Source organism: Geothrix sp. (genome assembly GCF_020622065.1).
Classification (GTDB): domain Bacteria; phylum Acidobacteriota; class Holophagae; order Holophagales; family Holophagaceae; genus Geothrix.
Genome location: NZ_JAHRYQ010000001.1, coordinates 101,467 through 121,110, shown reverse-complemented (window position 1 = coordinate 121,110; position 19,644 = coordinate 101,467). Strand labels below are relative to the sequence as shown.

18 protein-coding genes are annotated in these 19,644 nt (G+C 69.0%); 13 read left to right on the top strand and 5 right to left on the bottom strand.

Annotated features, from left to right (window positions below; genetic code table 11):
• Positions 1-50: 50 nt before the first annotated feature.
• The 8 genes from obgE to dauA all read left to right on the top strand — a co-directional run bounded on the left by obgE (position 51) and on the right by dauA (position 9,220).
• Entirely contained in the window at positions 51-1,085 is a 1,035-nt protein-coding gene (obgE, locus tag QZ647_RS00600) for a GTPase ObgE (RefSeq protein WP_291270329.1), read from the top strand.
• Entirely contained in the window at positions 1,085-1,699 is a 615-nt protein-coding gene (gene nadD / locus QZ647_RS00595) for a nicotinate (nicotinamide) nucleotide adenylyltransferase (RefSeq protein WP_291270328.1), read from the top strand. The genes obgE and nadD overlap by 1 nt, the downstream gene beginning before the upstream one ends.
• 17 nt (positions 1,700-1,716) lie before the next feature.
• Positions 1,717-2,094: a ribosome silencing factor gene (gene rsfS, locus QZ647_RS00590; RefSeq protein WP_291270327.1), complete on the top strand. Its 378-nt coding sequence runs from the start codon at positions 1,717-1,719 to the stop codon at positions 2,092-2,094.
• Between the two features lie 12 nt (positions 2,095-2,106).
• Complete coding sequence (locus tag QZ647_RS00585; protein WP_291270326.1) at positions 2,107-3,360, top strand: Glu/Leu/Phe/Val dehydrogenase; 1,254 nt, start codon at positions 2,107-2,109, stop codon at positions 3,358-3,360.
• Positions 3,357-4,286: a DUF535 family protein gene (locus QZ647_RS00580; protein ID WP_291270325.1), complete on the top strand. Its 930-nt coding sequence runs from the start codon at positions 3,357-3,359 to the stop codon at positions 4,284-4,286. Before QZ647_RS00585 ends, QZ647_RS00580 begins: the two co-directional genes overlap by 4 nt.
• 123 nt (positions 4,287-4,409) lie before the next feature.
• Positions 4,410-5,762 (top strand): hypothetical protein, encoded by a 1,353-nt coding sequence (locus QZ647_RS00575; protein WP_291270324.1) that lies wholly within the window; start codon positions 4,410-4,412, stop codon positions 5,760-5,762.
• Positions 5,763-5,764: 2 nt separating this feature from the next.
• A complete protein-coding gene (locus QZ647_RS00570) occupies positions 5,765-7,354 on the top strand; it encodes a serine/threonine-protein kinase (RefSeq protein WP_291270323.1) in 1,590 nt (529 codons plus the stop codon).
• Between the two features lie 3 nt (positions 7,355-7,357).
• Positions 7,358-9,220 carry a C4-dicarboxylic acid transporter DauA gene (dauA, locus tag QZ647_RS00565; RefSeq protein WP_291270322.1) on the top strand — a complete coding sequence of 621 codons (1,863 nt, stop codon included), beginning with the start codon at positions 7,358-7,360 and terminating at the stop codon, positions 9,218-9,220.
• Between the two features lie 28 nt (positions 9,221-9,248).
• On the opposite strand, the gene QZ647_RS00560 is transcribed toward dauA, so the two are convergent.
• Positions 9,249-10,415, bottom strand: a complete 1,167-nt coding sequence (locus QZ647_RS00560) for a DUF4382 domain-containing protein (RefSeq protein ID WP_291270321.1) — start codon at positions 10,413-10,415, stop codon at positions 9,249-9,251.
• Between the two features lie 167 nt (positions 10,416-10,582).
• Positions 10,583-13,120, bottom strand: a complete 2,538-nt coding sequence (locus tag QZ647_RS00555; protein ID WP_291270320.1) for a hypothetical protein — start codon at positions 13,118-13,120, stop codon at positions 10,583-10,585.
• Positions 13,121-13,217: 97 nt separating this feature from the next.
• On the opposite strand from QZ647_RS00555, the gene QZ647_RS00550 reads away from it, so the two are divergent.
• Entirely contained in the window at positions 13,218-14,405 is a 1,188-nt protein-coding gene (locus tag QZ647_RS00550) for a type II secretion system F family protein (protein WP_291270319.1), read from the top strand.
• Between the two features lie 91 nt (positions 14,406-14,496).
• Here QZ647_RS00550 and QZ647_RS00545 read toward each other — a convergent pair whose 3' ends face one another.
• Both QZ647_RS00545 and QZ647_RS00540 read right to left on the bottom strand, forming a co-directional pair.
• On the bottom strand, positions 14,497-15,636 hold the full coding sequence (locus QZ647_RS00545; RefSeq protein WP_291270318.1) for a peptidoglycan DD-metalloendopeptidase family protein: 1,140 nt from the start codon (positions 15,634-15,636) through the stop codon (positions 14,497-14,499).
• 4 nt (positions 15,637-15,640) lie between these two features.
• On the bottom strand, positions 15,641-16,384 hold the full coding sequence (locus QZ647_RS00540; RefSeq protein ID WP_291270317.1) for a hypothetical protein: 744 nt from the start codon (positions 16,382-16,384) through the stop codon (positions 15,641-15,643).
• 169 nt (positions 16,385-16,553) lie between these two features.
• On the opposite strand from QZ647_RS00540, the gene QZ647_RS00535 reads away from it, so the two are divergent.
• From QZ647_RS00535 to QZ647_RS00525, 3 genes are read left to right on the top strand one after another with little or no spacing between them, the layout of a single operon-like run.
• Positions 16,554-17,057 carry a hypothetical protein gene (locus tag QZ647_RS00535; protein ID WP_291270316.1) on the top strand — a complete coding sequence of 168 codons (504 nt, stop codon included), beginning with the start codon at positions 16,554-16,556 and terminating at the stop codon, positions 17,055-17,057.
• A gap of 6 nt (positions 17,058-17,063) precedes the next feature.
• Positions 17,064-17,600, top strand: coding sequence for an RNA polymerase sigma factor (locus QZ647_RS00530; protein WP_291270315.1), 537 nt, complete (start codon positions 17,064-17,066; stop codon positions 17,598-17,600).
• On the top strand, positions 17,597-17,926 hold the full coding sequence (locus QZ647_RS00525; protein ID WP_291270314.1) for a hypothetical protein: 330 nt from the start codon (positions 17,597-17,599) through the stop codon (positions 17,924-17,926). The genes QZ647_RS00530 and QZ647_RS00525 overlap by 4 nt, the downstream gene beginning before the upstream one ends.
• Here the strand turns inward: QZ647_RS00525 and QZ647_RS00520 are convergent.
• Positions 17,923-18,327 (bottom strand): hypothetical protein, encoded by a 405-nt coding sequence (locus tag QZ647_RS00520; protein ID WP_291270313.1) that lies wholly within the window; start codon positions 18,325-18,327, stop codon positions 17,923-17,925. The genes QZ647_RS00525 and QZ647_RS00520 overlap by 4 nt on opposite strands.
• A gap of 163 nt (positions 18,328-18,490) precedes the next feature.
• On the opposite strand from QZ647_RS00520, the gene QZ647_RS00515 reads away from it, so the two are divergent.
• A complete protein-coding gene (locus tag QZ647_RS00515) occupies positions 18,491-19,633 on the top strand; it encodes an aminotransferase class III-fold pyridoxal phosphate-dependent enzyme (RefSeq protein WP_291270312.1) in 1,143 nt (380 codons plus the stop codon).
• Positions 19,634-19,644 lie beyond the last annotated feature (11 nt).

Below are 19,644 nucleotides of genomic sequence, written 5' to 3'. Positions count from 1 at the left end.
AAAGCCCGGCCTGTGCTTATTCCACACCTCACAGGAAGTGAAGACCCGCCATGTTCCTTGACCACATCCAGCTCCGCGTCGCCGCCGGCCACGGCGGTTCCGGCGCCATGAGCTTCCGTCGCGAGAAGTTCGCCCCCGAGGGCGGTCCCGATGGCGGGGATGGCGGCAAGGGCGGCTCGGTGTTCCTGCGCGCCAACCGGGCCCTGAACACCCTCAACCCCTACCGCAACAAGCGCGAGTTCACCGCCGAGCGCGGCCGCCAGGGCGAAGGCTGCATGCGCCACGGCAAGGACGGACTGGATGTCCTCTTGGAGGTGCCCCTCGGCACCCTCGTGAAGGACGGCGACACCGGCGAGGTGCTGGCAGAGCTGCTCGAGCACGGCCAGGATGTCTGCGTGGCCCGCGGTGGCCGCGGCGGCCTGGGCAACACGAACTTCAAGAGCTCCACCAACCGCACTCCCCGCCATCATCAGCCCGGCGAGGACGGCGAGGAACGCACCCTCGACCTGGAGCTCAAGCTCATCGCGGATGTGGGCCTGGTGGGCTTCCCCAACGCGGGCAAGAGCACCCTGGTGAGCCGCCTCAGCGCGGCCCGGCCCAAGATCGCCGACTATCCCTTCACCACCCTGGAGCCCCAGCTCGGCGTTGTGAGCCTCGACCGCTTCGGGGGGGACCTCCTCGACAGCTGGGTCATCGCCGACATCCCCGGCCTCATCGAAGGCGCCGCGGACGGTGCGGGCCTGGGCATCCAGTTCCTGCGCCATGTGGAGCGCACCCGCATGCTGCTGCACCTCGTGGACCTGTCGGATCCCATCACGGAACCCGCCGAAGCCATCCGCGTGATCGACGGCGAGGTGCAGGCCTTCAGCCCCGTGCTGGCCGCCAAGCCTCGCTGGCTGGTGGGCACCAAGCTCGACGCCCTGCAGGACGAGGACCGGCGGAAGGCCTTCGAGGCCCTCTGCGCCGAGCGGGGCCAGAAGCCCGTCTTCATCTCGGGCGTCACCGGCGAGGGTCTGCGTGAGCTCGCCTTCGCGGTGGACGCCGCCCTCAAGGAACTCAAAGAGCTCAAGGAAGAGGCCCGGTAGTGCGCGTCGGCCTGCTCGGGGGGGCGTTCAATCCCCCACATGAGGGTCATCTGAAACTTGCCCGGCTCGCGCTGAATCACCTCGAGCTGGATGAGCTGCGCTTCGTGCCCACCTTCGTCAGCCCCCACAAGCCCGACCCCGGCGGTCCCGGCGGCGAGGCCCGCCTGCACCTGTTGACCGAGGCCCTCCGGGCCTTCGACTCGCGCTGTCGGGTGGAGCGCCTCGAGCTGGATCGCGGCGGCACCAGCTACACCGTGGACACCCTCGAGACCCTGGCGGTCCGGGAGCCCGACGCTGCCTGGATCCTCGTCATGGGCAGCGATCAGCTGCCGGGCCTGCCCCGTTGGCGGCGGCCCGAGCGGGTGTTCCAGCTCGCCTCCGCCGCGGTGGCTCTCCGGCCCGGCGCGCCCGGCGCGATCCCCGAAGTCCCCGGCCTGCATCCCGCCGCGTCCTGGTCCGGCCACCCCGGGGAGCTGGTCTGGCTTCCCGCCACCGAATTGGACCTGGCCTCGACCGATCTCCGCCTTCGTCTGGCGGCGGATCCTGCCCAGGATCCGGGGGGCATTCCGCCCCAAGTTATGGCTGCCATCCGCACCGAAAACCTGTATCGTTAGCCTGCTCTGGAGCCCGCATGACCCTTGATTCCCGGCTTGCGACCGTCGTCGACGCCGCCCGGTCCAAGAAAGCCTTCCGCATCCGCCTCCTCGATGTGAAGGACATCGCCAGCTTCACCGACACCTTCGCCTTCATGAGCGGCGGCAGCGACCGCCAGAATCGCGCCATCGCCGAGGCCATCGAGGACGCCCTGAAGCTGGCGGATGGAGAGCGCCCCATCTCCCGCGAAGGCGAGGCCAACGGCAACTGGGTGCTGCTCGACTTCGGCAACCTGGTCGTCCATGTCATGGACGAGGAAACCCGCCGCCACTACAACCTCGAGGAACTCTGGAACGCCGGCCGCGAGTTGGAATTGCCCGCCGAGCTCCACCCCGCCTCCGATGCCCGCCCGTAGGAGATGACCTCCATGCCCATCGACCAGACCAACGCCTTTGAGGCCATGCAGGCCCGTCTGCGGGTCGCCTCCCAGCTCTACGGACTGGACGATGCGCTCTTCAAGGTGTTCATGGCGCCCAGCCGCTCCATGATCGTCAGCCTGCCCGTGCTCATGGACAACGGGCACTGGGAGGTCTTCACCGGCTACCGCGTTCAGCACAATGTGGCACGCGGGCCGGCCAAGGGCGGCATCCGCTACGACCTCAATGTCACCCTCGACGAAGTCAAGGCCCTCGCGGCCTGGATGACCTGGAAGTGCGCCGTGGTGGATGTGCCCTTCGGCGGCGGCAAGGGCGGCATCGTCTGCGATCCCACCCGCCTGAGCCTGGGCGAGAAGGAGCGGCTCACCCGCCGCTACATCGCCGAGATCATGGACATCATCGGCCCCGACCGCGATGTGCCGGCCCCGGACATGGGCACCGATGCCCAGACCATGGCCTGGGTCCTCGACACCTATTCCATGCATGTCCGCCGCACCGAGAACGCCGTCGTCACCGGCAAGCCCCTGGGTCTGGGCGGCAGCCTGGGCCGCGCCGAAGCCACGGGCCGCGGCATCCTCATCACCGCCCGCGAGGCCATGCAGCGCCTGGGCAAGCCCCTGGCCGGGGCCACCGTGGCCGTGCAGGGCTTCGGCAATGTGGGCAGCCAGGCCGCGCGGCTGCTGCATGAGGCCGGGGCCCGCGTCGTGGCCATCAGCGATATCCAGGGCGCTGTCAAGAACGACCGGGGCCTGGATATCCACGCCCTGCTCAAGCATGTGGCCGAGACCCGCACCGTCGCCGGGTTCCGGGGTGCCGAGCCCCTGGATCCCAAGACCCTCCTGACCCACCCGGTGGACATCCTCGTACCCGCCGCGTCGGAGAACCAGATCACCGAGGCCAACGCCGCCCAGGTGCGCGCCAAGGTCATCGTGGAGGGCGCCAACGGCCCGACCACCCCCGAGGCTGACCCCATCCTGCTGGAGCACGGCGTCCTCGTGGTGCCCGACATCCTGGCCAATGTCGGCGGCGTCACCGTCAGCTACTTCGAGTGGGTGCAGAACCGCCAGGGCTTCTACTGGCGGGAGCGCGAAGTCAACGAGCGCCTGGTGGACTACATGACCCACGCCTTCCAGGCCACCTTCGCCACCACCGACAAGTACAAGACCAATCCCCGCATCGGCGCCTACATCCTGGCCCTCGATCGCGTGGCGCAGGCCATGCGATACCGCGGATTCTACGCGTGATCCAAAGCTACATCAGGGTCTCCCGGAAGGCTTGGCACTACAGCACCCAAGCCTACGAGACCGGCCCCGACGAGCGGAAGAAGGTCAAGCGGCACCTGCGCTGGGCCGCCCTGGCCGTCCTCCGGGAGGCCTCCGTCCAGGGCTGGTTCGCCTTCCTGGATGCCCCGGTCATCCGCCCCTTTGTGGAGGCCAATCCCCGCCTGGCCTTCCGCCCCATGGGCACCTACATGTCCCGCCGGTGGAACTGGTCCAGGCGCTTCACGGTCATCCGCGATACCTACCTGTTCGTGAATGCCAAAGGAGGCGAATTCCAGGCGGCCATGCTCCGGGAGGAGGGCCTCCTGCTGGCTCGGATACCCCTGGACAAGGCGGGAACCATGAGCTTGCGGATGCGCGCCGACGCCCAGTTCCGCAAGGAGGGCGAGATCGGCGTCTTCCTCGAGATCGAAGGCATCGCCGGAGCCATCAGTTCCTTCGCTTTTTCCCTCGAGCGGCTGCCGGCCGGCTGGTCCTGCTGCATCGGCGCCCTCCAGGGACGGAAGGGCGGCGACGAGGACACGATCAAGCTCGCGACCAAGGCCATGCATGGCCTCCGACCCAAGGCCCTGATGGTCTTCGTGGCCCAGGAGATCGCCCGATCCCTGCGCGTGGCCAGCCTGAAGGGTGTGGGGAACGACATCCATGTGGCCCGGGCCCGCGTCCTGGGACCCGCCAAGAAGATCCTCTTCGACTACGACGAGCTGTGGCTGGAGGCCGGGGGTGAGCGCCAGCCAGATGGCTGGTACGAGCTGCCCCTGAAGCTCCCCCGGAGACCCGCCGAGGAGATCAAGCCCAACAAGCGGTCCATGTACACCAAACGCTACGCCTTGATGGACGGCCTCTCCCGGCAGATCCGGACCGTGCTCACGGCCTCGGGGTCTCATTAGCAGCCTCCGACTTCGCGATTCCCGGCCCGCCGGGATCGCAGGCATCATGGGAGCGTGAGCCCCTTCCGTCGCTATCCGTCTCTGAGCCTGCTCGGGTGCCTCCTTGCCAGTGCGGGAGGGGCCATGCTGTCGGCCCAGACCCCCATCGGGACCTTGATTTCGGAGCAATCCCGTACCAACTTCACCGTCCAGGGCGCCGGCGCCCGCGCCATGGGCCTGGGTGGGGCCTTCATTGCGGTGGCCGATGACGCCACCGCCGTCTCCTTCAACCCCGCCGGCCTGGCCCAGCTCCTCCATCCCGAGGTGAGCTTCGTGGCGCGCGGAACCCAGCGGTCCGTGGGCTACGAGGACTTCGAGACCTCGAGCCGGAGCCGCGTCCTGGCCGTGAGCGATGCCCTCGTCAGTTCCACGCGCTTCGATCCCCTGTTCATCTCCGCAACCGCCCCGCTGCAGGTGGGCGGCCGGAACCTGGTCCTCCAGCTGTCCATCCAGCGCGCCTTCGCCCTGACCGACCACACCCAGCGGACCCTCACGGAATCGCCCCTCACCACCGCTTCCGGATTGCCGGTCCAGCTGGCCCAGGACATCACCCAGACCGGGCAGATCGATCTCTACTCCCTGGCCATGGCCTACGAAGTGTCCCAGCGCATCCTGCTGGGCCTCTCCTACAACCAGTGGCGCGGACGCTGGGATCTCGCCTCAGCCAGCCTCCGCACCACCGGGACGACCCAGGCGGCCGTGGCCTTCCGCCAGACGAATGCCATGGATGGCGAGAACCTCAACCTGGGGCTCATCTGGCGCTGGCCCACCTGGAGCTTCGGGATTGTCCACCGCACGGGGTTCCACGCCGACTACACCTTCGCCACGCAGCTCTCCACCAGCTCCGGCTCGGGGGGCTTCACCGGCGCGCCCATGACCACGGGGCTCCACTGGCCCGCAGGGACCGGCCTCGGTTTCGCCTACCGCCCCTCGGACCTGTGGCTGATCACCGCGGACCTGTCCCACACCCTCTGGTCCACCACCCGGTACATGTCCACCTCCCCGCGGCTCAACGGCCAGAGCTTCTTCGATTTCGACAAGGGGGACCGGACCCCGAACGCCACGGATGTCCACCTGGGCGTCGAATTTCTGAAGATCACCCAGGACGGCACCGTGATCCCCCTCCGGGTCGGACTGAGCCGGGAACCCCAGCCGGTGGTCGATGCGATCACCGGCACCCAGAGGGTGATGAACCATGTCTCCCTGGGCAGCGGCTTCAAGCGGGGAGCCGTCGGCGTGGATGTGGCCTACCGGTACGGCTGGTCCAGCCGGCGCGCCTCGCAGTCCCTGGAGGTGGATCAGATCCTGACGCGGACCGGAACTCCGTCCGTGGGGACGGAACACATCCGGGAGCACCGGCTTGATGTCTCCACCATCGTCCAATTCGACCGGCACCCGCTCGAGCGGGTTCTCCGCCATCTCTTCGTGGGGGACTGAGCGTGGGTTCCCGGATTCGTGCCGTGCTGGGGCTGGGGATGGCGCCCCTGCTGCTGGCGCAGGCGTACTCCACCTTCTATTCGGCCTACCAGGATGGGCTCGAGGCCGAGCGCCAGGGGCAATGGAAGACGGCTGCCGCGGCCTACCGCCGGGCCATCGAGCTCAGGCCCGCCTCGGCGGCGCGCGTGGTCATCTACGGAAACAACCTGCTCACCGACTATTCGCCCCACACCCACCTGGCCCGCTGCCTCCTCGAATCCGGAGACTCGGCCGGCGCCCGGACAGCCCTTGAGAAGGCCGCTTTTTACGGAGAGCCGAAAGCGGAACGGGAGACCTTGGCCCGCGCCATCGGCCAGAGGGATCAGGCTGTCGCGCCCCCCAAGGCCCTCTCCCCAGCCCAACCCACAGAGCCCGTTCCCGGCCCCCGCCATCCGGCCCCGGCCCCAGCTGCGGAGCCCCCGCCGATGCCGGCCCCGTCGCCATTGCCAGCCCAGGCACCCATCCCGACCTCCCCCACACCCGCCGCGGTCTCGCCCGCTCCCGCCAAATCCCAGGCGGCTCCCCGGACCCCGGCCGAAGCAGCTGCCCCCCCCTCCGCACCGGGTCCGGCACCCACCACCACGCCCACTCCTCCGGCGCCCTCCGGGGTGCTCAGTGAAACGGGCCCGGCCTGGAAGTGGATCTGGCCCCTCGGGGCCTTCCTGGCCCTGGTCGGGGCGGTCCTGATCAACCGGCGGCGGCACCGCACCCTCCACGACTCCTCCTTCCGGGATCCGGAGCAGCTTGGCCCCTACCGGATCGAACGCCTGCTGGGGCGGGGCGGGTTCGCCAGCACCTACCTCGCCCACCACACCGCGACCAAGGCGCCCGTGGCCCTCAAGCTGCTCCACCCCTATCGCCACGATGATCCCGAGTTCCTCCGCCGCTTCCGGCAGGAGGCGAAACTGGGCGCCATGCTGAGCCATCCCAACCTGGTGCGGATGCTGGACCCCGGACCTGAGACGGGCCCCCCCTGGCTCGCCATGGAATACATCGCCGGGCGGCGCCTCGACCAGGTGCTCAGGGAGGATGGACCTCCCACCCTGCCCTGGTTCCTCCGCATCGCGCTCCAGATCGCCGGCGCCATGGCCCATGCCCACCGCCTGGGCATCGTCCACCGCGACCTGAAGCCCGGCAATGTGATCTTCGATGGGGATCAGGCCAAGGTGATGGATTTCGGCATCTCCCGCATCGTGGATTCCAATACCCTGACCACCACCTATGCCTTCCTCGGAACGCCCCGGTACGCCGCGCCCGAGGCCCAGCTCAAGGCCCAGGTGACCTCAGCGGCCGATCGCTACGCCTTCGGGATCATCCTCTTCGAGATGCTGGCCGGGCACCCGCCCTTCGATGGCGAAACCCCCTTCGAGATCCTCGAGCAGCACCAGCGGGCCCCCCTGCCGGACCTGGCGGCCCTCCGCCCGGATCTCCCCGCCGAACTCGTGGACCTCATCGAACGGCTCTGCCGGAAAGATCCAGACGAGCGCCCCGACGACCCGGAGGTGATCGAGGTCCTCGAACGCCTCCAGCTGGAGTCTTTATCACAAGGATGAGCCATGGCCCGAACGCGGTTCCAGGATGCAGGTGACGGTCTCCCGCTGAAGGCCCTTCCCGCTGCCGCGCTGCGCGCTGTTCTGAGCGAGGGCTACTCGGGGCGGCAGTTCCGGCAGGACCTCACCGCGGGTTTCCTGGTGGGCATCGTGGCCCTGCCCCTGGCCATGGCCCTGGCCATCGCCGTGGGCGTGCCGCCCCAGCAGGGGCTCTACACCGCCATCGTCGCCGGGTTCTTCACGGCGCTGCTGGGCGGATCGCGCATCCAGGTGGCGGGGCCCACCGCGGCCTTCATCGTCGTGCTCGCCCCGCTCTATGCCCGCTTCGGGCTGGCCGGGCTGCTCATGTCCGGCCTCATGGCGGGCCTGATCCTCATCGGCATGGGTGCCATGCGCCTGGGCCGCCTCATCGAGTACATCCCCTTCCCCGTGACCACCGGCTTCACCACGGGCATCGCCACCGTGATCGCCGCCCTGCAGCTCAAGGATCTTTTCGGCCTGAAGCTCGAAGGGAACCCCGACCACTTCTTCGAGCGGCTCGGTGCCATGATCCAGGCCCGGGGCACCGCCTCACCCTGGGAGTTCCTGGTGGGCCTGGGCACCCTGGCGATCCTCCTCCTCCCAAGGCTGCCCAAGCGCTGGCTGGTGCGGCTGCCCCGCCCCCTGCGCAAAATCCCGGCGCCCCTCATCGCCCTGCCCCTGGCGGCGGTGGTCGGCTGGGGCCTTCCCCACCTCATCCCTGGATTTTCAGTGGATACCATCGGCACCCGGTTCCACACCCTGATCGGCGGACGGATGGTGGACGGCATCCCCCAGGTCCCCCCCCTGCCCATGTGGCCCTGGCACGCGCCGGGCCCCGGCGGTCAGCCCCTGGGGATGAACCTGGGCACCCTGCGGATGCTGCTGCCCAGCGCCTTCGCCGTCGCCATGCTCGGCGCCATCGAGTCGCTGCTGTCGGCCGTGGTGGCCGACGGCATGGCCCGCACCCGCCACGATCCCGATGCCGAGTTGATGGCCCTCGGCGTGGGCAATGTGCTGGCGCCCTTCTTCGGCGGCATTCCCGCCACGGGCGCCATCGCACGGACGGCCACGAATTTCCGTTACGGCGGGCGCACGCCCATCGCCGCCATGACCCATGCCCTGACGATCCTCCTGGCCATCCTCCTGCTGGCCCCCCTCATCCGCTTCCTGCCCATGGCCAGCCTGGCCGCGCTCCTGTTGCTGGTGGCCTGGAACATGTCGGAGGCCGAGCACTTCCTCCACACCCTCAAGGTCGCCCCCAAGAGCGATGTGGCGGTCCTTCTGACCTGCTATTTCCTCACCGTCGTCTTCGACATGGTGATCGCCGTGACCGTGGGCATCATGCTGGCCTCACTGCTCTTCATGCGCCGCATGGCCGGCCTGTCCGGCGGCCAGGTCACCCATCCGGACCACCGCGCCCTGCCGGGTCCCCTGCCTGAAGGCGTGGTGATCTACGACCTGGCCGGCCCCCTCTTCTTCGGGGCAGCGGAGCGCGCCATGGGCGCCATGCGGGCCATCGGCGCGGATGTCCGCGTCATCATCTTCCGCATGGAGCAGGTTCCCAGCGCCGATGTGACGGGCCTGGTGGCCATGGAGGGCGTGCTCCGAGAAATGGCGCGGCAGGGGATCAAGGCCATCATCGTGGGGCTCCACGGCCAGGCCAGGGAGGTCTTCGCGCGCGGCGGCATCCAGGGGAAGGCCGATGAGCTCGCCATCTGCGACACCATGACCGATGCCTTCCGGATCATGAAAGCCAAGCTCCACACCTACCGGCGCCTGGAGCTCGGACCCATCCGTTTCCAGGTGCTGCACCGTGAGAAAGCCAAGATCCGGAAGGCCCCGAAGTAGCGGCCTTCCGGATCCGGGGCGGACGGCCTCAGAACCCCAGGTTCACGGTCGCGGTCGCGCTCGAAGTGACCGTGGCGGTCTGGACCGCCGAGGTGGACTGGGTGGTGGTTCCGTCGGGATTGGCGGTGAAGCGAAGGGCCTGAACGCTGTAGGCGCCCACCGGAATGGTCGTGAAGCCATAGGTCTCCGTGGTCGTGCCCACGGTGGCCATCGTCGTCTGCACGATGAAGGTGTGGCTTCCCGAAGGCGTGGTCAGCGACTGGAGCAGGTTCACGCGGTCGCTCTGGCTGCTGGTGGCGACCGGCGTGAGACCGCCCCCCACGCCGCCCAGGGCGGCGTTGGCCGTGAAGGCCGCGCTGTAGGTGAACATCGGGGCCGTCGCCGTGAGGGCGAAACCGTCGCTGGCCTTGGCATCATAGGCCTTGAGGGTGAGTGCCGACCCCGTCACGGGTTGGCTCACCACGAAGTAGGTCGCGCCCACGGGAAGCAGATCCAGGGTGTAGGCACCGGCGGCATCCGTCACCGTGCTGCGCGCAAGAACCGCATTCCCCGAACCATCGAGGGTCTCGGCATGAACCATGACTCCAGCCAGAGCCGCCGAGGTCGCGGCGTCGGTCAGCGTCCCGCGGATGGAGCCCGTGACGAGCTTGTCGTAGGCCCAGACCGTGGGACGGAGGAGATACTGGCCCGACATCCCCGCCTGCACCACCTGGATGGAGTGGGCCGCATCGAAGTCGATCCACACATCCTTCGTGGTACCCGCGGCCACCTCGAAGTTCACGATGAGCTTGATGCCCGTCTGCAGGCCTGAGGGCACGGTGAGGTCATGGACGGTGCCATCCGCCAGCTTCACGGTGTTGCCGGGCCCCAGGATCAGGCGCATCTGCCCATAGTGGCCCGCAGGCAGGGTCGCGCCCGCCGCCAGCGTCTCATCCACGCCACCCACGAGGTTGAGCAGGTTCAGGGTCTTGTTGGGCGCACCGAGGGTGATCCAGCCGCCATTGCCGGCGATCTGCACGGTCTGGATGTTGACATTGATCTCCTGGTAGCCCGAGATGGGCCCGTCGACCAGGTGCACAGTCATGGTTCCACTGCCGGAACCCGAGGAAGAGCCGCCGCAACCCAGGATGAGCATCCCTCCGAGCGTGACGACGAGCGTGGCTGCGAGTAGAAGGGTGGTGCGCCATCGAAGCATGGGACCTCCTTGGCAAGAGGACGAAACCATAGCTTCCCGACCACCGCCCGCAACTGCCGGGCCCAACCGCAGCCATGCTTGCAGTAGCGCCCGCCCCCGATCAATCAGGAGATCAGTTGAACCGCCAAGTGTTTATTTTTTATATAGATCCATCGGATTAAGGCCGTTCAGAACACCCTGAGCAGCGCGATGAAGCCGTTCACGGTCTTGACCCCCGCGATGTCGCTCTGGACGCCGAGGCCCAGGTCCACGCGCACGGCGGTGAAAAGCCAGAACCCCGGCAGGTCCCCGGCGAGTCCCACGCCGCTCATGCCATAGGTCTTCTGGTCATCCAGGCTGCGGGCCCGGGCGTGCTCGAGGCTCACCGAGAGGCGCAGGTTCGGCCCCGTGGGGATGGCCAGGGCCGTCTTCGCATAGACCAGCCGATCCGCGGTGATGGCGTTGGCCCGGATGCCCGCGATGCGCACGGCCCCCCCGAGACCGCCCACATCCAGGGCCTTGAAGCGGTCGAAGGCGCGGCCCGAGGCCCAGCCGGCCTCGCCGTGGAACCAGTACCCCGGCCGCACCTCGCGATCCAGGCCGAGGCTGCCGCCCCAGCGCCGGAAGTCACCCCCCTCCGGAACCGACTGGGGATCGGCCGCCAGGCCATAGGTGCCATCGGGACGGCGGCCCCACCCATGAAAGGCCCGCACCTGGAAACCCCGGTAGAGCCAGGAGCCCTGGAGGGTGCCCACGCGCGTCAGACCCGAAGACGGCAGGAGGTAGCCCGGGGTGCGGTACTTGCTGTCACCTTCGCTGAAGTCGTCGTACTCGAAGTCCCCCCGCCCTTCCAGGCGGAAGCCCAGCCCCAGGTCGCGTCCCAGCTCCAGGCCCACCTTGCCGAAGCGCCGGCCCACGCCATCCTTGTCGGCCAGCCGCCCCTTCTCCACCGGGCGCTCGGTGCCCTTGATCAGCAGGGCCGTGGCGTCGGCGCTCACATCGAAGCTGCCCAGGCCCCGCGGAATGGCCAGGCTCGCGGTGTTGAAGAGGATCGCCGTGAGGGCGTTGAGCTGGATGCCCTTGCCGAAGGCGTTGTAGTCGAAGTAGAGGAAGCCCCCCAGGGGTGCCACGGGCGGCGTCAGGCCCGGATCCACGAGCACCACCGCCGCCAGGGCCCGGCCGCTGCTCTTGGGCTTCTCCTCGATCTTCCGCGTGCCGTCGCCCTGCCGCGTGAAGTAGCGGGCCCCCTCCGGCGTCACCTTCAGCATGGTGGAACCGGAGGTCCGCGCCGCCGTGCGGGCGGTCTCGAAGCCGTCGCCATTCACCTCGAAATCGCGGTAGGTGAAGCGCCGCTGGACCTGCACCACGCCATCGGCGCTCACCCAGCGCTCGAAAGTCTGCACCGAGGTCGGCCGCCAGGCATCCGGCGCCACCTGGCCATAAGTCAGGATCTCCCGCTCGCTCTTCACCGTGCCCGGCAGGTTGGTCCGCTCGCGCCGCTCGATCAGGATCCGCCCCGTGGCCTCGTCCACTTCCAGCTCGCCCGAGTACAGCAGGGGGTCCGCCCCCACGGGCTCGAAGCGCAATCGGCGGCGTCCGGGGCTCGCCGGGCCGCCGTCGCGGTAACGGTAGCGCTCCGTCAGGCCCAGCGCCACGGGCAGGGACATGGACTGGCGGCTTTCGATGAGGGGCAGCTGCACCTCGCCGTCGAGCTTCGCGGTGACACCATTGAAGCGCACCTCCTTCTGCAGCAGCTCGGGCCATTCCCCGGCCGTCTCGAAGTAGGCGAAGCGGAAACCCAGGTCTCCGCCCGGCCCCCGGCCCCCCTGCAGGTGCAGGTCCAGATCGGCCTTCGCCTGCACGGTCCTCACCGCGGCCCGGGACCGCAGTTGGGTCGCCCGCACCTTCGCCAGCAGAGCGCCCACATCGTAGGCTTCGGCGGCCGTCACGGCCACTTCATGGCGATCCTTCGGCAGGGGGGCCGGAGACCAGGCCCCCTCTGCGAACACCCAGCGCCGGGATTCGCCTTTGCGGCTCCGGAGGGTCAGGTCACCCGGTCCCCCTTCCACCTCGGTGAACCCTGGCGGCAGGGCCTCCGCCAGCCGGGCGGCCGGGCCCCCCGCGGGCACCACCACCCGCCCGCCATCGCCCATGAGGACGGAGAGCAGGGGCCCGGGGTCCGAGGGCAGCCACAAGGTCCAGGGGCGCCCGGGGAAGGTGTCCTGGGCCCGGGTGAGCTGGCCCCGCCAGGCCTCCGGATCCGGATTCAGGTCCGCGGCCACCAGGGCGCCACCGTCCACGGCGCCCCAGGCCGTCTCCTCCAGCAGGGGCATCGCCTGGGGATCGAACGCGACATAGATCCGCTGGGTCGGGGCCTGGGCCTTCAGGGCCTGGGCCGCGGCCAGCAGCAGGGGGAGCCGCCCCTCGCCCGTCGGCAGCAGCAGGCGCACCGCCGGGGCCCCCTTCAGCCCCGCGACCAGGGGCACCCAGCGTTGGCGGACGATCTCAGCCTGGGCGGCATCCCGGTTGTCCTTCGGTACCAGCTGGGTGCCGTCCACCCCGCGGAGGTCGAGGGAAACGGGCTCTGGAACCGCGCTGCGAAGGGGGGCCCCGGGTGCGCCCTGAGGAAGCGCCTGGGCCACGAGGGGCAATGGCAGGGTCAGGGGCAGGGTCAGGGGCAGGGTGATGGCGAGAACGGGGAGCAAGGCGAACGAACGGCGCGGCACGCGGCCTCCAGGTGATGACCAAGACTACTTTCCCAGGGAACTGGGCTTAGGGGGGCGGGCGGAGTTCCAGCTATCCTCAAAGTCTGTCCAGGTGCCCATGCGATTCACGGTCCGGCTCACCCATTCCAACGGCGAGGTCCTGACCCGGGACTTCGAGGCCGATAGCGCCGAAGCCCTGCGGGCCCGCGTGCTGGCCGAAGGCGGCTTCCCGCTGGACATCACCCGCACGGACACGGCCTTCCGAAGCCGCGCCCAGCTGAAGACCGAGTCGTTGGTGCTGTTCAACCAGGAACTGCTGGCCCTGCTGAAGGCGGGCATCCCCCTGCTCCAGTCCCTGGAATTGCTGGTGGGCCACGGCAAGGATCCCCTGCTGCGCCGCAGCCTGACCCAGGTGGTGGAACTGGTCCGGGAGGGCATGTCCTTCTCCGACGCCCTGGAGCAGGCCGGCACCTTCCCGGCGGTCTACCGAAGCAATGTGGTGGCCGGCGAGCGCAGCGGCACCATGCCCGAGGTCCTGGCCCGGTGGCTGGCCTTCCAGAAGTTCGCGCAGACCAGCCGCCGCCGCATCATCGAGGCCCTCTTCTACCCGGCCTTCCTGGTGATGGTGCTGATCCTCGCCATGGGCGTGATTTTCAATGTGGTGCTGCCCCGCTTCGCCGAGTTCTACGCCGGCGGCGACATCGAGATGCCCCTGTTCACCCGCGTGCTGCTCGGCATGGGCAAGGTGATCAGCTCCACCCTGTGGCTCCAGGGCCTGGCCGTGATCGGGCTCGTCGTGCTCATCCGCTGGATGGTGGCCTCCGAGGCCGGCCGCAAGCTGGCGGAGCGGCTGCTGCTGATGCTGCCCAAGATCGGCACCCTGTACCGCATGTACAGCTCCAGCGTCTTTTCCCGCACGCTGGGCGTGCTGCTCGCCGGCGGCATGCCCGCCGTGCAGGCCCTGGAGGTGGTGCAGCGCACCAGCCCCAGCGAACGCATGAAGACCGGCCTGCGCCTGGTCACCGACAAGGTCCGCGCAGGCAGCAGCCTGCACCAGGCTCTGGAGCAGGCGAAGCTGCTGGATCCCCTGGCCGTCGAGATGGTCCGGGTGGGCGAGCAGAGCAGCGCCCTTCCCGAGATGCTCGACCATGTGGCCGACTTCTTCGATCAGGAGGTCGAGAAGGCCACCACGGTGGTCACCAGCCTCATCGGTCCCGTGCTCATCCTCTTCATGGGCGTCATCGTCCTCGCCCTGCTGCTCGCCATCTATGTGCCGCTCTTCAACGCCAGCAGCGTGGTGCGATAAGGCCCCCGGCCAAGTCGCGCTGGGTGAATCCTTCAGAGGAATGAAAGCAAGGCGCGGCTGAGCCGCGTCGAGCACGGAACCCCCGGACTAACTACCGGTACCGCTTCTTCAGCCACTTCTGCGGATCCTGGGGCTGGGCCTGGTGGCGGATCTCGAATCCGAGGCGGGGGCCGTCCACGGTGTCGCCCACGGCGCCCACGGCCTCGCCGCCCTTCAGCACCTGGCCCTTGGCGACCTGGAGGCCCAGGAGGTGGGTGTAGAGGCTGAACCAGCCGCCGCCGTGGTCGAGGATCACCATGGGCCCGTAGCTCTGGTAGTAGTCGGCGAAGGCCACCTTGCCATCGGCCACCGCGTTCACCGGGGCGCCGCCGTTGGCCGCGATGAGCAGGCCGCTCTGCAGGGTCTTGGTGCGGAACCGGGGATGCAGGTGCTCGCCGAACCCCTGGGCCAGGGTCCCTTCCACGGGCTGCGGCAACTCCCCGCGAAGGTTGGCGAAGGCCACGGCCGCCTCGAAGGCCTCGCCCTTGGGCTTGGCCAGCAGGCCGGCCAGCAGGCGCTCCAGCTGCACGGCCTCTTCCGCCAGCTCGGCCTGGGCCTGTTTCTGGGCGACCTCGTCCTTCTGCAGGCCGTCGAGAAAACCGTTGAGCTTCTCCTCCTGGAGCCGCAGGGCGGCCTGGAGCTGGGCGGCCTCGCGCTCCTCGCTGGCCAGGCGCGTCAGGACCTCCTTAAGGGCCTTTTCCTTGGCGCTGAGGTCACCCTGCAGGCGATGGATGTGGTCCAGACGCTTGCGCTCCTGCAGGCGCACCCAGGCCAGCATGCGGCCTTCCACCAGCCACGCCTCCAGGTCCCGGAAGGTCGAATAGAACCCCAGGTCCCCCATGGGTCCCAGGGCCTGCATCCACCGCACCTGTTTGCGCAGGTCACCCTGGAGCTTCAGCACCTCGCCCTGGATGCGCGTCTGTTCCCGGCTGATGGTCTGGACTTCGCTCTGGGCCTGGTCCCGGCGCAGCCGGGCGCCCTCCACCTGGGCTTTGGCCCGGTCCCGCTGCAGGGAGATGCCCTGGATCTCCACCAGCACGCCCTTGCGTCGCTTCTTCAGGACCTCCAGCTGCCGGTCCACCTGTCCCAGCCGGCCCTGGATCGCCGCCAGCTTCTGGCGCAGCTCCGCCGGATCCTGGGCGCTCTGCGCCACGAGGAGCGCCGGGAGAAGGAGCCCGAGGCTGCGGCGCACCGAGCTACTTCCGCCCACCGCCCACGGGAAGCATCATGGCCAGCGCCCCCAGCACCAGCGGGCCACCGATGGAAAGGGGCAGGGCCAGCGGGGAGAAGGGATCCGACGGCAGCTGGGCCATGGGCAGCAGGCGGACGAAGACCTCCAGCACCTTCACCTGGCCGGTGCTCCAGCCCAGATCCTGGCCGAAATCCAGGAAGAAGCTCAGCTTCGGTCCCAGCTCGCGGAGCAGCAGCGTGAGCAGCAGGGCCAAGCCCGCGCTGGACTTCAGCAGCCGCGAGAGCAGCACCGCCCACAGCAGCATCTGGAGACCCAGCAGCAGGCCGTGCAGGTCCGCCCGCAGCAACTCCGGCGGCCAGGCTTCGCCGATGAGGCGCCAGCTCAGGACCCACACCGGGATCAGCGCCACCTGGGACAGGAACAGCCCGTGGACGAACCCCAGGCCCGTGCCCGCAAAGAAGCCCTTGAGGCGCTCCCCCCGCGCCGCGGCCGCCGTCCACTGGCTCACGGGGCCGAAGGCGCCCAGCAGCACCACCAGCGACACCACCCAGTACATCACGCCCTGGAGGTTGCCCAGAACATAGGACCTCAGCGAGTCCGCGCCCAGGGGCACCTGCGTCCCGAAGGCGATGATCTGCGAGCCTTCCGGCCCCTGCTGTCCCCGGACGCCCATGGCCACCAGCCCCGCGAGGAACAGGCAGACCAGCGTCCAGCCGATGCGCAGCTTCGAACTCCCGAACCGATCCATGAAAGCTCCCGAGGAGCGTCCAGTCTACGGCAGGCGCCCGGGAGCCGTGAAAGGCCGGGGGAGGCAGGCGGGCATCGTTGCCAGTTCCCGGGCCGGGTTCAATCCTGTTAACCGGTCCACCCCTCCGGATGTCTGCATGGGGACGGGCCAATTCCCGGGAAGGATCCCCATGCTGCACCTGCTCTACGAAACCCTCCAGATCGTCGCAACCCTCTGCTTCATGGGCTTTCTGGCCTGGCTCTGGGCCCAGCGCGCCCAGCGCCAGATGGAGCTGCACCGGCTCCACCTCCTGGGCCGCAACCATCTTCTGGAGAGCTTCGAATCGCACCAGGCCCTTCTGGACTTCGCCGCCACCGAGGTGGGCCAGACCCTTCTCGGCCCGCCAGCGCCCGCCCCGCTCCTGGCCCCCCGGCCCCGGCGGGAAGGGCTCCTGCTCATCCAGACGGGCCTGGCCTCCCTCTTCTTGGGCCTCGGGCTCCGGTCGACCTACTACATCGCCATGAACTGGAGGGCGGCCAACCTGACCCTCAACGAGACGGAGGCCTGGAGGCGGGCCCTGACCTTCGCCCAGTGGGGCCAGATCGGCATCTGGCTGGGATCGGCCCTCATCCTCGGCGGTGCCCTCGCCGCCCTCCTGGCCCACCGGGGCGCGAGGCCGGAACCCAAACCCTGATCCCGGATGGACCCCTCTGCCTTCAAGACCTGTTTCGAGACCTCCCGTGCGCCCCTTCTGGCGTACCTGGTACGGGTCTCGGGAAATCCGGACCTGGCGGAAGAGGTGCTTCAGGAGGCCTATGTGCGCTTGCTGAATGCCTCCCCCCGGGATCTCCGCCCCGAGGCCCTGCGCGGCTGGCTCCTCACGACCGCCACGCGCCTGCTGCGGGACCACTGGAGGCGGCACCGCTGCCTCCAGTGGTGGCCTTGGGGCCCCGACGAAGGTGACGAGGCAGGGCCTGCGGAACCAGCCTCCCTGGAGCCCCCCGCGGACCTTCAAGCCCAGGAAAGGCAACTGGTGGCCCGTGGCTTCTCAGGCCTCAGCCCACGCCAGCGCAGCCTCCTCTGGCTGGCCTATGTGGAAGGCCTGGACCACGCTGAACTCGCCCGGGCCTTGGGCTTGCGCCAGGGCAGCGTGAAGGTGCTGCTCCACCGGGCCCGCCAGCGCATGCAGGGAATCCTCGTGGCACTCGAAAGCCCCTTCATGGGAGGTGGAGCATGAATCGACCTACATCCGATCCGCTGGCCCAGCGAGTGGAGGCCTGGGGCCGTGAGGAGATCCAGCTCACGGCTGTCCGTTGGACCCCCGAGTTCCTGCAGTTGAGGGCTTGGCTGGCCCGGCGCCAGGACCATGTGAATCTGGTGCGCCGCATCGAGCGGGGGACCTGGATGCTGGCTGCTGCCGCAGGAGCCGCAGGCCTTGGGTCCGGTTGGCCTCCCGGGGGCTGGGCCACGGTCCTCCAGGCCCCGCTCCTGGTGCTCCCGCCCTTGTTCAGCCTCGGCCTGCTGGGCCGGAGCCTCTGGATCCTGATGGAGGCCGAAGCCTAGCGCGCCGCCAGCACCTGCGCCAGATGCGCCTTCACCTCGGCCAGGCGCTCCGGCAGGACCGCCACGAACACCGTGTCGTCGCCGGCGAGGGTGCCCATCTGCCCGGGAACAGGTTCGGCATCGAGGGTGAGCCCCAGGGCCTGGGCGAAGCCGGGGGCCGTGCGCAGCACCAGCAGGTTGGGCGGCACCTCGGTGAGGGTGACCTCCGGCAGGATCTGGGCGGAGCCCTCCACCCGGCGGTAGCGGCCCTGGACCTTGAGGATCCCCAGCCGCTTCAGGCGGCGGGACAGGGTGGACTGCGTGAGGTCGTGGCCCTCGGCGGACAGCCGCAGCAGCAGGTCCGTCTGATCCGCGATGGGGTGGGCCTCCAGGAGCCGGAGGATGAGCTGGTCCAAGTCCATGCATGAAGATTGCATGAAATTGCATGGATTTGCAAGCTCTTCACAAACATGTTTCTGAAATTCATGGAAATAATGCTTGATTCAAATTTGCGAATCTTGCATATTATGCATTCGAGTGTTTGGATATGCACACCCCATGCGCGCATATGCACAGGATTCCCGCATGACCACCCCCGTTTCAGTCCCCGCCCTGCTCCCCACCTACGCCCCCTATCCCTTCCTCCTGATCCGGGGCGAGGGCGACCGGGTCTTCGACGACCAGGGGCAGGCCTGGTGGGACTTCTACGGCGGCCACTGCGTCTGCGCCACGGGTCACAGCCACCCCGCCGTCGTGAAGGCCGTGGCCGATCAGGCCGCCTCACTGCTCTTCTATTCAGCCGCGGCGGCCCTGCCGGTGCGGGACGCGGCCGCCGCGCAGATCACCGCGTTCGCCGGCATGGATTCCGTCTTCTTCTGCAACAGCGGCGCCGAGGCCAACGAGAACGCCCTGAAGATGGCGCTGCTCCTCACGGGCCGGAAGAAGCTGGCGGCCTTCGAGGGCGGCTGGCATGGGCGCACCCTCCTGGCCCTGTCCGTCACGGACGATCCGAAGATCACCGCGCCCTTTGCCGATCAGCTTGTGCCCTGCCTGCGCCTGCCCTTCGGGGATCTCGCCGCGCTCGAAGCGGCCGATTTCTCGGACATCGCCGGCGTCATCCTCGAGCCCATCCAGAGCATGGCGGGCGTGAAGACCGCGGCCGCTGACTGGTTCTGGGCCCTCCGGGCCAAGTGCGATGCGGCCGGCACCCTGCTCATCTTCGACGAAGTGCAGACCGGCATGGGTCGCCTCGGCACCCCATTCGCCGCCCAGTTCTACGGCGCCCGCCCCGACCTCATCACCTCTGCCAAAGGCCTCGCGTCCGGCGTGCCCATGGGTGCCCTGCTCATGACGGCCGCCGTGGCATCGAGGCTCAAGGGCGGAGATCTGGGCAGCACCTTCGGTGGAGGCCCCCTGGCCTGCGCCGCCCTGATCGCCACGCTGAGCGTGATCGAGGACGAGGGCCTGATGAAGAACGCCACGGCCGCCGCCGCGCGCCTGCGGCAGGAGCTGAAGGGCTCCGTGGTGACAGAGGTGCTCGGAGAAGGCCTGCTGCTGGGCCTCCGCAGCCCCCACGCCGCCGCCCTCAAGAAGCACCTGCTGGCCCGCCGCATCCTCGTGGGCGGCTCGGGCGACCCCACGGTGCTGCGCCTCATGCCGCCCCTCAACATCAGCGGAGAAGCCCTCATCGCCCTCATCACCGCCATCCATGCCTTCGCCAAGCCCTGAACCCTGGGAGC

Coding starts and splice junctions, on each gene's coding strand:
- QZ647_RS00520 (WP_291270313.1), bottom strand. CDS start 18,327: ATGGACTTGGACCAGCTCATCCTCCGGCTCCTGGAGGCCCACCCCATC.
- QZ647_RS00525 (WP_291270314.1), top strand. CDS start 17,597: ATGAATCGACCTACATCCGATCCGCTGGCCCAGCGAGTGGAGGCCTGG.
- QZ647_RS00530 (WP_291270315.1), top strand. CDS start 17,064: ATGGACCCCTCTGCCTTCAAGACCTGTTTCGAGACCTCCCGTGCGCCC.
- QZ647_RS00585 (WP_291270326.1), top strand. CDS start 2,107: ATGCCCATCGACCAGACCAACGCCTTTGAGGCCATGCAGGCCCGTCTG.
- QZ647_RS00535 (WP_291270316.1), top strand. CDS start 16,554: ATGCTGCACCTGCTCTACGAAACCCTCCAGATCGTCGCAACCCTCTGC.
- QZ647_RS00575 (WP_291270324.1), top strand. CDS start 4,410: ATGCTGTCGGCCCAGACCCCCATCGGGACCTTGATTTCGGAGCAATCC.
- obgE (WP_291270329.1), top strand. CDS start 51: ATGTTCCTTGACCACATCCAGCTCCGCGTCGCCGCCGGCCACGGCGGT.
- QZ647_RS00550 (WP_291270319.1), top strand. CDS start 13,218: ATGCGATTCACGGTCCGGCTCACCCATTCCAACGGCGAGGTCCTGACC.
- QZ647_RS00540 (WP_291270317.1), bottom strand. CDS start 16,384: ATGGATCGGTTCGGGAGTTCGAAGCTGCGCATCGGCTGGACGCTGGTC.
- dauA (WP_291270322.1), top strand. CDS start 7,358: ATGGCCCGAACGCGGTTCCAGGATGCAGGTGACGGTCTCCCGCTGAAG.
- rsfS (WP_291270327.1), top strand. CDS start 1,717: ATGACCCTTGATTCCCGGCTTGCGACCGTCGTCGACGCCGCCCGGTCC.
- QZ647_RS00560 (WP_291270321.1), bottom strand. CDS start 10,415: ATGCTTCGATGGCGCACCACCCTTCTACTCGCAGCCACGCTCGTCGTC.
- QZ647_RS00515 (WP_291270312.1), top strand. CDS start 18,491: ATGACCACCCCCGTTTCAGTCCCCGCCCTGCTCCCCACCTACGCCCCC.